We start from the raw sequence: 12500 nt of genomic DNA, 5'->3' as shown, positions 1-12500 counted from the left end.
GGCGTGAGCTTCGAGATCTTGGTGAGTTGGCGCGCTATTGGCGGGGTCAACCGGTGGTTGCAACGCCTAGGAGCTGGGCCATCTTCTCACTGGGGGTGGCCCAGGCCAAGGTTTGGCGGGGGCGGCTGTTGAGTTCGTCGGCGACGGTGTCCAGGTCGGTTTGGCTGATGGTGGTGAAGTCGGTACGGCCTTTGGGGAAGTATTGGCGTAGTAGGCCGTTGGTGTTCTCGTTGCTGCCGCGTTGCCACGGTGATCGGGGGTCGCAGAAGTAGACCGGGCAGCCGGTAGCCGTCGTGAATTGCAGGTGGCGGGCCATCTCCGTGCCTTGGTCCCAGGTCAGTGAGGCCCGCAGCCGCTCGGGTAGCCAGCTCATCGCGGTGGCCAACTGGGCGATGACATGCTCGGAGACCTTGCCGTCGGGTAACCCGACCAGGATCACGAACCGGGTATGCCGCTCCACCAGCGTCGCGATCGCTGAACCGCCGGCACCGCGGCCGCCTTCGAGCAGATCACCTTCCCAATGCCCGGGCACCGCCCGATCACCGGCCTCGGCCGGACGGGCGGAGATATTCAACCCCAGCCAGGGCCGCTGCGAGCGGACCGGCCCACCATCGACCGGCCGAGCCCGACGCCGGGCCCGCCCGGACCGTAACGCCACCTGCCGAGCCAACTCCCCGCGTAGGTTCCCCCGCGCCTGCAGATAGATCGCCTGGTAGATCGTCTCGTGCGACACCCACATCTCCGGCTCGTCCGGGAACTCCACCCGTAACCGGGCCGCGATCTGCTGCGGTGACCAACGCCGCCGCAACCACCCCAGCACCACCTCCCGCAACCGACCCGACCCGACCAGCCTGGCCCGCTTCGGCCGCCGCGACCGCAGATAACACCGGTAATCAGCCACGCTGGCTCGATACCGCTGACCGTACTGCTCATCCGCACGAACCTCCCGCGACACCGTCGAACGATGCCGCCCCAACCGCCGCGCGATCGACCCGATCGACTCACCACCAGCCCGACCCAACGCAATCTGCTCACGCTCAGCAAAAACTCAACCGCGCCGCCACCACACCACCCACCAAGATCATCAAAGAGTGTCGCAACCACCGATTGAAACCGCCATTTCGACGCTAACTTGCCAAGATCTGCCGGAGCCGGCTCCAGGGTTGAGCTGGGCGACCGCAGAGGGTGAGCAGCAACCGCGGCACAGCGGCAACTACGTGTTGGTAGCTGGTGTCGAGGAGGTTGACCAGTTCGCGTTCGCGGAAGCCTTTGCGGTCTTGGTAGGCGAGGGTGCGGTAGATCAGGCGGCTGCGGTGGCCGGGCTGGTAGCAGACCAGTCCGGCTATCCATACCCGGGTGCCGCCTTTGGCGAGTGACCCTGACGACTGGGTTACGGCCGCAGACTGCCCAGGCGCGCTCACTTCTCCGAGACCTTCAACCGACATATCTGTACGCTTGTACATGTACGGGCGTACTAGATGGAGGCGATCATGGCGTACCTGTTGCTCGGGCTGGCGATCGGGGCCGAGGTGCTCGGGACGAGCCTGCTGAAGAGCACGGACGGGTTCAGCAGGCTCTGGCCGACCGTCGCGAGCCTGACGGCCTACGCGGTCTCGTTCTTCGCGCTCGCCATCGCCATTCAGAAAGGGCTGCAGGTCGGCGTCGGGTACGCGATCTGGTCCGGCCTCGGCACCACGCTGATCGTCATCATCGGCGCGCTCTTCCTCAGCGAGCCGGTCACGCTCGTCAAGGTGGTCGGGGTGGCCCTGGTGATCGCGGGCGTCGTCGTGTTGAACCTCGGCGGTGTCCATTGAGCAAGCGCGACCCTGAGGGCCGGCGGCGGAAGATCGTCGAGGCGGCGGGGCAGCTCATCGCGGAGGTGGGGGTGACCGGGCTGACCCACCGGCTGGTCGCCGCGCGGGCCGAGGTGCCGTTGGGCGCGACCACCTACTACTTCACCAGCCTCGACGACCTGTCCGCCGCGGCGCTGCGGCACCTCGCCGACGAGACGACCGCTGAGCTGGACGGGTGGGCTGCGGCCCTCGACGCCGGCGCCGACGTGCCGGCGACGCTCGCCCGTCTGATGGCCGACTACCTGGCCGACCGGGGGCGGGCGCTGCTGGAGACCGAGCTCTACGTGGCCGCCGCGCGGCGGGCGGAGCTGCGGCCGCTGGCCAGGGCGTGGGGCGACGGCCTGGCCCGGATCCTCGCCGCCCACGCCGATCCGGCGGCCGGGCGGGCGGTGGCGGTCTTTCTCGACGGGGTACTCGTGCACGCGCTGGTCCGGGACGAGCCGCTCGACCTGCCGGCCCTCACCGCCTCGCTCACGAAGCTGCTGTCCGGATCCACTCCAGCGCGGCCTCGCCCGAGGTCATGACCGATATGTGCGCCCCGTCGGGTACGAGCCGCAGCTCGGCACGCGGGCACCGCTTGGCCAGCCACTCCGCGTGAGTGCTGGGCACCACCTTGTCGAGCCCACCGTGGATGAGGAGCACGGGCGCGGTGATCTGGGCAGGGTCGCAGCCCCACGGCGTGACGTACGCGATGTCGTCGTCCACGTGCCCACCCGGGCCGCCCGCCTCGGCCGGGCCGACCACCTCGCTGAACCATGACCACCCGCTTTCGAAGGCGGCGAAGTCGGCGGGCGTGAACTGGTGGTCGTACTCGGTGCCGGAGGTCTCGAAAGCCTCCTTGGCGACCAGGCCCTCCTTGGCCGCGGAGAGTGCGGCGATGCCGGAGTCGCCCATGCCCGCCCACCAGTCGAGCCCTTCGGCATCGGGTGGGGCCAGGCCGGCCGCGCTCACCACGGCGACAACGCGGTCGGGCAGCAGCGCGCCGGTGGCCAGGGCGTGTGTGCCACCGCCCGAGTGGCCCATCACCGCGAAGCGTTCGATGCCGAGCGCGTCGGCGATCGCGGCGGCCCAGGTCGCGGCGTCACCCACGGTGCGACCCGGAATGCGTGGCGAACCGCCGTAGCCGGGGCGGTCGTACGAGATCCAGCGGATGCCGAGCCGGTCGGCGGCGGCGAAGAGTGGCTTGGGCGGCGCGCCGATGTTGGGCGTGCCGTGGTGCCAGAGGATCGCGAGCCGGCCGTCGCCCCCGGTGTCGTACGCGTGCAGCCGGCCACCGCCGGGGAGGGTCAGATCGATCTCCACGCGCTCAGCCTAGGGCGCGCAGCCGAGGCAGGAGATCCTCGCCGAACTGGGTCAGGAAGCGCTCCTGGTCATGCCCGGGTCCGTGGAAGACCAGGTGGTTGAGGCCGGCGTCCACGTACGGCTTGATCTGTGCGAGCGCCTCGTCCGGGTCGGACGCGACGATCCACCGCTTGGCGACCTGCTCGATCGGCAGCTCGTCGGCGAGGCGCTCCATCTCCAGAGCGGTGTCGACCGTGTGCTTCTGCTCGGCGGTCAGCGACAGCGGCGCCCAGAAGCGGGTGTTTTCGAGCGCGGCGTCGTGGTCGCGGTCGTACGACAGCTTGATCTCGATCATCTTGTCGATCTGCGCCGCGTCGCGGCCAGCCGCCGCCGCGCCCTCGGCCACCGCGGGCATCAGCTTCTCGGTGTACAGGTCCATGCCCTTGCCGGAGGTGCAGATGAACCCGTCGCCGGAGCGGCCGGCGTACTTCGCGACAAGCGGGCCGCCAGCTGCGACGTAGATGGGCGCCGGCCGCTCGGGGCGGTCGTAGATCACCGCGTTGACCAGCTTGTAGTAGTCGCCGTCGAAGTTGACCTCGTCCTTGGTCCACAGCTCGCGGATCAGCCGCACCGCCTCCCGCAGCCGCGCGAAGCGCTCCTTGAACTCCGGCCACTGCAGGCCGGACACCGCGATCTCGTTCAGCGCCTCGCCGGTGCCCACGCCAAGCATGATCCGGTTTTCGTAGAGCAGCGCCATCGTCGCGAACGCCTGGGCGATCACCGCGGGGTTGTACCGGAACGTCGGCGTGAGCACGCTCGTGCCGATCCGCACCCGGCGGGTCCGCTCGCCGACCGCCGCCATCCACGACAGCGCGAACGGCGCGTGCCCGCCCTCGTGCCGCCAGGGCAGGAAGTGGTCCGACACAAGGACGCTGTCCAGGCCGACCTCCTCGGCGCGCACGGCGTACTCGACGAGCTGCCGTGGCCCGAACTGCTCCGCCGACGCCTTGTAGCCGATCGTGAGGCCCATTGCCGTCCCTTCCTCGTCGCTGGTTCTGACCACCCTTTCGCGCCGGAGGAATCGGAGCGACTCCTTTGCGGCCGCGGCCGGGTCACCACTCCTGAACCGTACGGCGCTCCCGCCGGCCACGCCCAGAAAGGACGATCATGGTGTCGGTCTCGTTCAGCATCTTTCTCCCCACCGGGTTCGGACACGAGTTCGCGCAGGTGACGGACCCGGTCGAGGCGTTCGAGTCGGTGGTCCGGGTGGCTCAGGCAGCCGATCCGCTCGGCTATCACACGCTGTGGGCGCCGGACCACCTCGTGACGATCCCGCCTTCGCAGGACTTCGTCTTCGAGGCGTGGTCGGTGATCACCGCGCTGGCCCGGGAGACCTCCCAGGTCCGGCTCGGGCAGCTGGTCACCGGCAACGGGTACCGGAATCCCGCGCTACAGGCGAAGCTCGCGTCGACCGTCGACGTGATCTCGCACGGCCGGTTCAGCTTCGGGATCGGTGCCGGCTGGTACGAACCGGACTACGTCGGGTACGGCTACGACTTCGGTACCGCGGGCGACCGGCTGCGCAAGCTCGGCGAGGCGGTACAGGTGATCCAGCAGCTGTGGAGCGAGAAGGAGGCCACCTTCGAGGGGCGTTACTACCGGGTGCGGGGAGCGATCAACCAGCCCAAGGGCGTGCAGGCGCCGCACATCCCGCTGATGATCGCGGGCGGGGGCGAGAAGGTGACGCTGCGGCTGGTCGCCGAGTACGCCGACGCCTGCAACATGATGGAGTCGCCGGACGGCCTCGCTCGCAAGTACGCGATCCTGCGCCGGCACTGTGACGAGCTCGGGCGCGACTACGACAGCATCCGCCGTACCGCCACGACGCTCTGCATAATCCGCGACAGCGACGACGAGGCGCGGGCGCTGGTGCCGCCGGGCATCGAGTTCGCCTACCCGGGCGACGTCGCCTCGTACGGCCTTGTCGGCACCGTCGAAACCGTCCGCGAGCGGATCGCGGCCTTCGCGGCAGCGGGCGTGCAGGAGCTGATCATCGGGTTCGAGGACGGGACGAGCGTGGAGCAGATCGAGCGGTTCGCGGCGGAGTTCATAGGCTGAAGCCCAGTTCCCCGCATGTACGCCGGGGTATATACGCGAGGTATACGCTCAGGGTACGCTTCCTGGCATGAGCGTTCCCTTGACCCTCCTCGGCCTGCTGGAGCGCGAGCCCAGCCACGGATACGACCTCAAGCGCGACTACGACGCCTATTTCGGCCGTGGGCGCCCGCTGCCCTTCGGCCAGGTGTATGCCACTCTCGGGCGCCTCGCGCGGGACGGCAAAGTGGTGATCAGCGAGGTGCAGCCGGGCGTCGGCCCCGAGCGCAAGCGCTACGTGATCACCGAGGCGGGGGCGACAGAGTTCGACGCGTGGCTTGTCCAGCCGCTGGAGGCGGAGCCCCACCTCCAGTCGGTGCTCTTCAGCAAGGTGGTGCTCGCGCTGATGCTCGGGCGCCCCGCTAGTGAATACCTCGACATTCAGCGCGGCGCCCACCTCGAGCGGATGCGCCAGCTGACCGAGATCCGGCGCAGCGGCAGCCTCGTCGACGGGCTGCTCGCCGATCACGGCCTCTTTCACCTGGAGGCCGACCTCCGCTGGATCGACACGACCGTCGCCCGGCTCGACGCCCTTGCCGCCGAGGTGGTGAAGTGATGTCCGACGTGATGATCGAGGCCCGCGACGTCATGCGGTCGTTCGGCCAGACGCCGGCGCTGCGGGGAGCCACCGTGGCGGTCGCGCCGGGCGAGATCCTGGCCATCATGGGCCCGAGCGGCTCCGGAAAGTCGACGCTGCTGCACTGCCTGGCCGGCATCCTCGTGCCCGACGAGGGCGAGATCCACTTCGACGGCCGCCGGGTGGACACGCTGGACGAGGCGGGCCGCAGCGCGCTGCGCCGGGACAGCTTCGGCTTCGTCTTCCAGTTCGGTCAGCTCGTGCCAGAGCTGACCGCGGAGGAAAACGTCGCTCTCCCGCTGCTGCTCGGCGGCGTGCGGCGGGAGGCGGCGCTTCGCCAGGCCCGCCCGTGGTTCGGCCGGCTGGGGCTCGACGGGCTCGAGCGCCGGCGCTCCGGAGAGCTCTCCGGTGGGCAGGCGCAGCGGGTGGCTCTGGCCCGTGGGCTGGTGACCAGCCCGAAGGTGTTGTTTGCCGACGAGCCGACCGGCTCGCTCGACTCGCTCACCGGCGAGCAAGTGATGGACCAGATGGTCGGCGCCGCGCGCGAGCACGGCACCACGGTCGTGCTGGTCACCCACGAGGCACGCGTCGCGGCGTATGCGGACCGCCACGTGATGGTCCGCGACGGCAAGGTCGCCGCCCTCGCGCCGGAGCGGGTGCTGTCATGATCCGGTTCGGCCTGCGCCTCGCCCTGGCCACAGGCCGGGAGGCGATCGTCCGGCTGGCCATCATCTCGGCGGCGGTGGCGCTCGGGGTGGGCCTGCTGCTCACCGCGCTCGCGGGCATCAACGCGGTCGGCGCGCAAAACCAGCGGTACGCGTGGCTCAACAGCGGCCTGGTCGGAGAGACTGCCGGGCCGAAGGCGGCCAACCCAAGCTGGTGGGTGCTGCGCGACGACTACTTCGCGGCGCAGCGGATCGCCCGGCTCGACATCGCGGCCACCGGGCCCGACTCGCCGGTGCCGCCCGGCATTCCGCGGCTGCCCGCCCCGGGGAGTACTACGTGTCGCCCGCACTCGGCGACCTGCTGCGGTCACACCCGCCGTCCGAGCTGGCCGATCGATACCCGGGCAGCCGCGTCGGCAAGATCGGCGACAGCGCGCTGCCCTCGCCCGACTCGCTGCTGATCGTGGTGGGCCGCACGCCCGACGAGCTCTCGGGGATGTCGAGCGCCGACCGCGTGGCCAGCATCATGACCACCGACCCGAGCGACTGCGACCGCTGTGTGATCGGCATCGGTGCCGACGGCATGAGCCTGGTGCTGTCGATCGTGGCGGGAGCCCTGATCGTGCCGGTGCTGATCCTGATCGGCACGGCGACCCGACTTGCCGCTGCCCGGCGGGAGCAGCGCTTCGCCGCGATGCGCCTGGTCGGTGCGACACCCCGGCAGGTCTCGGTGATCTCCGCGGTGGAGTCGACCGTCGCCGCGGTGGCGGGCACCCTCGCCGGCATCGCGTTGTTCTTCGCGTTCCGGCCGGCGATCGCGCAGATCCCGTTCACCGGCGAGCGCTTCTTTGGCGGCGACCTCTCGCTCGGCCTGCTCGACATCGTGCCGGTCGTGGTCGGCGTCCCGCTGGCCGCGGCGGTGGTGGCGCGGCTCGCGCTGCGCCGGGTGCAGATCTCACCGCTGGGCGTTACCCGGCGCGTCACGCCCAGCCCGCCGCGGGCCTGGCGCCTTGTCCTGCTCGCGGCCGGGGTCGCGGAGCTTCTCTACTTCGTCGGCCGGCAGCCGAGCTCGACGAATGGGCAGCTCATCGCGTACATGTCCGGCTTCGTGATGATCATGGTCGGGCTGGTGGTGGCCGGTCCGTGGCTGACCCTGGTCGGGTCGCGGCTGCTGGCCGCGCGGGCCCGCCGCGGTGCGGCGCTGATCGCCGGGCGGCGGCTGGCGGACAACCCGCACGCCGGCTTCCGCGCGGTCAGCGGGCTCGCCGTGGCCCTGTTCGTCACCAGCGTCGCCACGGGCGTGATGACCACGATCGTGGCGGAGCGGGGCGAGCCGCGTACTGGTTCGGTGCTGAGCAGCGCGCTCGTCCAGTCCTTCGACACGAAGGGCGGCGCCGGTGGGAGCAAGGCGCGGATCCCCGCCGAGCTGGCGTCGATACCCGGGGTCGGTGCCGTCCACCCGGTCTACGCAAACCCGGAGCACGAGCCGAGCCGACCGGACTGGCTGCCCGGCCTGGTGCCGTGCGCCGACCTCGCCCGCTCGCCGGAGCTCGGCCGGTGCGCGCCCGGTGCCGAGGTCGCGTACGTGTGGCACGACCTGCTCGGCCCGCGCCGCGCCTCCAACGAGCCACCGGTCTGGGCGCCGGCGCCCGTCGACGCGGCGAGCGTCGAAAAGCTGCCGTTGCTCTCGGTCGTGGTGGCCACGGACGGGTCGGCGACGGCCGTTGAACGATCGCGCACGGTGCTGGAAGCCGCCTTCCCGGAGGTCAACCGCTCACCCGCAACGGTCGCCGACTACGAGAGCGACTTCCGGCGCACGCTCGTGCAGTGGCAGCAGCTGGCCAACGTGGTGATCGTCGCGAGCCTCGCGATCGCGGGGTGCAGCCTGGCGGTCGGCGTGGCCGGCGGCATCACCGAGCGCAAGCGGCCGTTCAGCCTGCTCCGGCTCACCGGCGTGCCCATCGGGATGCTGCGCCGGGTGGTGACGCTGGAGAGCGCCGTGCCGCTGGTTTTCGTGGCCCTGCTGGCGATCGGCATGGGCTTCGTGGCCGCCCAGCTCTTCCTCACCTCGCAGCTGGACTACACGCTGCACGCGCCCGGCTTGGCGTACTACCTGGCGGTCGCGGCCGGCCTGCTCGCCTCGTTCGCGATCATCGCGTCGACCCTCCCGCTGCTGCGGCGGATCACCGGTCCGGAGACGGCGCGGAACGAGTAGGCGCGGGCTGGTCCGGCGCGGGTGCCGGCTGCAGGCGACTGATCGCCAGCCACGCGGTGGCTGAGGCGAGCGCCGCGGCCGGCACCGCGTCCGTCCCCGCCGTGCCGACGAGCAGCGCCGCGAAGATGAGCGGCGAGAAGAGGAGCCGGGTCTGCGCGGCCATGGCGGCGGACGCGCCGACCGCTATCGCGAGCGTCGGTGACGTGTCGAACCAGACGACCGCCAGCGCCGCGAGGGCAACGCCGAGGAAGATGGCCGGGAAGATCGGGCCGCCCCGGAAGCCGCAGCCGAGGCTGATGCCGTACGCGAGGAACTTGGTGGCGAGCAGCACGAGCACCAGTTGCGTGGAGTCGGTCTCCACCACCGTCGCGATCGAGTTCTGGCCGGAGAAGAGCACGTCCTGCGGGTCGGCGCCGAGCGCGTCGCCGACCAGCGCGAGCGCGCCGACCGCGGCGCCACCGGCCAGGACGAGTGGCCGGGCGCCGATCCGCGCGACCCGGCCGCCGAGTCGGTGCACGGCGGCCACGACCACGGCGGCGGTGGCGCCGACGGCGATCGCGATCAGCAGGTCGTAGATGTGGGTGCCCTCGTACCTGGGCAGGTCGGGCACCGCGAGGCCGGGCGCGCCGAGCCCGGGCCAGTGGTCGAGTCCGATGAAGATGAGGTAGCCGATCGCGGCGGCGACAAGGCCGGGCAGGAGCGCGGGCAGCAGCGCCGCACCGATGCCCACACCGCCTTCGACAAGGAGCATGCCGGCGACGATCGGCCCGCCGAAGAGCGCGGAGATCGCCGAGAACGAGCCGGCGTTGGAGAGGATCGCCGTGCCCTGCTCGCCGGCCGAGCGGTACAGGCGGCTCACCGCCACGCCGACGGCCGAACCGAGCGCGATGACCGGAGCCTCCGGCCCCAGCACCGCGCCGAAGCCCAGCGTGCCGAGTGCGGCGAGCGCGACGCCGGGTACGTGACGGGGTGGCGTCGGCTTGGTGCTCAGGCCGTCAAGCGGCAGATGGCCGCCGTCGCCGGGCAGCAGCAGGCGCGCGCCGAGCACGATGAGCGCGCCGCACACCGGCAGAAGCAGCACGAGGTACCACTGTGGAGCGTCGCCGCCGAGCGCGTCCGGCAGGTCGTGCCACAGCCAGTGCTGGAGCTGGTGCACAAGCGACAGGAACGCCGCCGCCACCAGCGCCGCCGGCACCCCGACCGCCGCGCCGAGCCCGACCAGCCGCAGGTACGTGCCGCCGCTGGGTCGCTGCACGCCCGGCCGCACTACGCGACGGTGCCGAGTGCGTGGTCGGTGCCGTTGAGCCGCCGCCCGCCGTCCTCGGTGACCGTGACGATGTCCTCGATCCGTACCCCGAAGCGGCCGGGCAGGTAGACGCCGGGCTCGATGGAGAAGCACATGCCCGGCACGAGCGGGCGCTCCTCACCCTCCACTATGTACGGCGGCTCGTGTGTGGTGACCCCGATGCCGTGGCCGGTGCGGTGGATGAAGTACTCGCCGTACCCCGCCTCGGTGATCACACGCCGCGCCACCCGGTCGATGTCCTGGCAGGTGACGCCCGGCCGCACCGCCTCGAAGGCGGACTGCTGCGCGCGGCGTACCACATCGTGCACGGCCTTGACCTCGTCGGTGGGTGACCCTCCGACGTGGACGGTGCGGGTGGTGTCCGACCCGTAGCCACCCATCAGCCCGCCGAAGTCGAGCACCACCGTGTCGCCCTGCTGGATGAGCCGGTCGCCGGCCTCGTGGTGCGGGTTGGCGCCGTTGGGCCCGCTGCCCACCACGGTGAAGTCGACCTGCTCGTGACCGTGCTTGCGGAGCAGGCCCGCGAGGTCGGCGGCCACATCGGTCTCCCGCCGGCCGGCGAAGCTGACCCCGAGGATCTCCTCGTACGTGGCGTCCGCCGCCGCACCCGCCGCGGCGAGCCGTTCGAGCTCGTGCGCGTCCTTGACCGCGCGGAGCATCGGCAGGCTGTCGGTCAGCGCGGTGTACCGGCTCGCCGGCAGCGTCCGCTGGAGCCCGAGCAGGTGCATCGCCCACGCCGAGTCGCTGATCCCGTAGTGCCCTTCCGCCAGCAGCAGCCGGGCGGCCACGCCGTACGGGTCGGTGCCGTCGGTCCAGTCGGTGAGCGCGAGGGCGGATGCCCCCGGCGCGGCCTGGGCGTCCGGCTTCTCCAACGTGGGTACGACCAGCGCCGGATCGCGGCCGGGCGCCAGCACCAGCAGCGTGAGCCGTTCGGTGATCGCGGTCGGCTGGTAGCCGGTGAGCCATGCCAGGTCCGGCCCGGGCGCGACAAGCACCCCGGACAGGCCGGCGTCGGCGGCCGCCCGGGCGGCGCGTTCCATGCGTGCCGCGTAGTCCCCGGCCGTGAACCCGGTCATGACGCCCGCCCAGCGGTCGCGTACCGCTTGAGGAAAAGCGCCTCGGCGAAGGCCATGCGCTCGATCTCGTCCGGGTCGACGCTCTCGTTGGGTGCGTGCATGAGCGTCAGCGGCTCCTCCACGCCCATCAGGATGATCTCCGCGTTCGGGTACGTGTCCGCGAAGACGTTGCACAGCGGGATCGAGCCACCCTGCCCGAGCGTGGTGAGGTTCCTTCCGTACGACTCCCGCATCGCGGCGGCGAGCGCGTCGTACGCGGGACCGCCGGTCGCCGCGCGGAACGGCGCGCCGGACGCCTCGCGCTCGGTCTTTACCTTGACGCCCCACGGCGCCACCGCCTCCAGGTGCGCGATCAGCGCGTCCTGCGCGACCTTCGGGTCCATGCCCGGCGGTACGCGCAGGTTGATCCGGGCCCGCGCGTGCGGCTGGATCGCGGCGGCCGACCCGACGACCGGTGGACAGTCGATGCCGAGCACGGTCACCGCCGGCCGGGCCCAGAGCATGTCCGAGACCGTGCCGTCGCCGAGGAGGCTGACGCCGTCGAGCACGTTCGCGTCGGTGCGGAACTGCTGCGGGTCGTACACCTCGCCATTCCACGTCTGCGTGTTGTCCAGCCCTTTGACCGTCGTGTTGCCCTTCTCGTCGCGGAGCGTCGAGAGCATGTGGATGAGCGCGGCCAGCGCGTCCGGCGCGGCGCCGCCAAACATGCCCGAGTGCATCTCCGAGCCCAGCGCCTCCACGGTCACGATGACGTTGGCGAGGCCGCGCAGGCTGATCGTCGCGGCTGGCGCGCCGACCGCCGCGTTGCCCGTGTCGCAGACGAGGATCACGTCGGCGGCGAGCAGGTCGGCGTGGCCGGGTACGAACTCCTCCAGCCCACCGGTGCCCTGCTCCTCGGAGCCCTCGACGATCAGCTTGAGGTTGACCGGTACGTCGTCGCCGAGCGCGCGCAGGGCGGTCAGGTGCATGAGGATGTTGCCTTTGCAGTCGGCGGTGCCCCGCCCGTACCACCGTCCATTGTGCTCGGTGAGCTGGAAGGGCGGGGTGCGCCAGGCCGCCTCGTCGAGCGGCGGCTGCACGTCGTAGTGGGCGTAGAGCAGCACCGTGGGCGCGCCGGCCAGACCTTTGCGCTCGCCGTACACCGCGCGCGAACCGTCCGGCGTCTCCTCCAGGCGCATGCCCGTGAAGCCGACCTCGCCGAACGCGTCGAGCACCCACTTGGCCGCCTTCGTGCACTCCTCCGGCGGGTACTGCCGCGGGTCCGCGACCGACCGGTACGAGACGAGCTCGGTCAGGTCGGTGCGGGCCCGGTCCATCAGGTCGTGCACCCGCCCCCGCAAGCCATTCCCGTCCTTGGCTTTGGTCCCGTCCAT

The 12500-nt window shown here is 71.4% G+C and carries 14 protein-coding genes; 8 read left to right on the top strand and 6 right to left on the bottom strand.

From position 1 onward, the window contains the following. Positions 1 to 46: 46 nt before the first annotated feature. A complete protein-coding gene (locus tag Phou_RS18545; protein WP_443094375.1) occupies positions 47 to 1027 on the bottom strand; it encodes an IS30 family transposase in 981 nt (326 codons plus the stop codon). Positions 1028 to 1091: 64 nt separating this feature from the next. Between Phou_RS18545 and Phou_RS18540 the strand changes: the two genes are divergently transcribed. The 3 genes from Phou_RS18540 to Phou_RS18530 all read left to right on the top strand — a co-directional run bounded on the left by Phou_RS18540 (position 1092) and on the right by Phou_RS18530 (position 2377). After that, a complete protein-coding gene (locus tag Phou_RS18540) occupies positions 1092 to 1376 on the top strand; it encodes a hypothetical protein (RefSeq protein ID WP_173057186.1) in 285 nt (94 codons plus the stop codon). A gap of 114 nt (positions 1377 to 1490) precedes the next feature. Next, a complete protein-coding gene (locus tag Phou_RS18535; protein ID WP_173057185.1) occupies positions 1491 to 1814 on the top strand; it encodes a DMT family transporter in 324 nt (107 codons plus the stop codon). Continuing rightward, positions 1811 to 2377, top strand: coding sequence for a TetR/AcrR family transcriptional regulator (locus Phou_RS18530; RefSeq protein ID WP_173057183.1), 567 nt, complete (start codon positions 1811 to 1813; stop codon positions 2375 to 2377). The genes Phou_RS18535 and Phou_RS18530 overlap by 4 nt, the downstream gene beginning before the upstream one ends. Here the strand turns inward: Phou_RS18530 and Phou_RS18525 are convergent. After that, entirely contained in the window at positions 2325 to 3155 is an 831-nt protein-coding gene (locus Phou_RS18525; protein WP_173057181.1) for an alpha/beta fold hydrolase, read from the bottom strand. The two genes, Phou_RS18530 and Phou_RS18525, sit on opposite strands and share 53 nt — an antisense overlap. Positions 3156 to 3159: 4 nt before the next feature. Next, positions 3160 to 4164: a glucose-6-phosphate dehydrogenase (coenzyme-F420) gene (fgd, locus tag Phou_RS18520; RefSeq protein WP_173057179.1), complete on the bottom strand. Its 1005-nt coding sequence runs from the start codon at positions 4162 to 4164 to the stop codon at positions 3160 to 3162. A gap of 137 nt (positions 4165 to 4301) precedes the next feature. On the opposite strand from fgd, the gene Phou_RS18515 reads away from it, so the two are divergent. From Phou_RS18515 to Phou_RS18500, 5 genes are all read left to right on the top strand, one after another. Beyond that, complete coding sequence (locus tag Phou_RS18515; protein WP_173057177.1) at positions 4302 to 5252, top strand: LLM class F420-dependent oxidoreductase; 951 nt, start codon at positions 4302 to 4304, stop codon at positions 5250 to 5252. Between the two features lie 67 nt (positions 5253 to 5319). Further along, positions 5320 to 5844, top strand: coding sequence for a PadR family transcriptional regulator (locus Phou_RS18510; RefSeq protein ID WP_173057175.1), 525 nt, complete (start codon positions 5320 to 5322; stop codon positions 5842 to 5844). Then, positions 5844 to 6533, top strand: coding sequence for an ABC transporter ATP-binding protein (locus tag Phou_RS18505; protein WP_173057173.1), 690 nt, complete (start codon positions 5844 to 5846; stop codon positions 6531 to 6533). Before Phou_RS18510 ends, Phou_RS18505 begins: the two co-directional genes overlap by 1 nt. After that, entirely contained in the window at positions 6530 to 6991 is a 462-nt protein-coding gene (locus Phou_RS54985) for a hypothetical protein (protein WP_308784461.1), read from the top strand. The genes Phou_RS18505 and Phou_RS54985 overlap by 4 nt, the downstream gene beginning before the upstream one ends. A gap of 35 nt (positions 6992 to 7026) precedes the next feature. Next, positions 7027 to 8745 carry an FtsX-like permease family protein gene (locus Phou_RS18500; RefSeq protein WP_308784485.1) on the top strand — a complete coding sequence of 573 codons (1719 nt, stop codon included), beginning with the start codon at positions 7027 to 7029 and terminating at the stop codon, positions 8743 to 8745. Here the strand turns inward: Phou_RS18500 and Phou_RS18495 are convergent. From Phou_RS18495 to Phou_RS18485, 3 genes are read right to left on the bottom strand one after another with little or no spacing between them, the layout of a single operon-like run. Further along, entirely contained in the window at positions 8714 to 10012 is a 1299-nt protein-coding gene (locus tag Phou_RS18495; RefSeq protein ID WP_173057171.1) for a chloride channel protein, read from the bottom strand. The genes Phou_RS18500 and Phou_RS18495 overlap by 32 nt on opposite strands. Further along, on the bottom strand, positions 10012 to 11127 hold the full coding sequence (locus tag Phou_RS18490) for an aminopeptidase P family protein (RefSeq protein ID WP_173057169.1): 1116 nt from the start codon (positions 11125 to 11127) through the stop codon (positions 10012 to 10014). Before Phou_RS18490 ends, Phou_RS18495 begins: the two co-directional genes overlap by 1 nt. Beyond that, positions 11124 to 12500: a dipeptidase gene (locus Phou_RS18485; RefSeq protein ID WP_173057167.1), complete on the bottom strand. Its 1377-nt coding sequence runs from the start codon at positions 12498 to 12500 to the stop codon at positions 11124 to 11126. The genes Phou_RS18490 and Phou_RS18485 overlap by 4 nt, the downstream gene beginning before the upstream one ends.

This window comes from Phytohabitans houttuyneae, assembly GCF_011764425.1.
In the GTDB taxonomy this organism is placed as follows: domain Bacteria; phylum Actinomycetota; class Actinomycetes; order Mycobacteriales; family Micromonosporaceae; genus Phytohabitans; species Phytohabitans houttuyneae.
The sequence above is the reverse complement of the archived record's forward strand: the minus strand, read 5'-3'. Positions and strand labels throughout refer to the sequence as shown.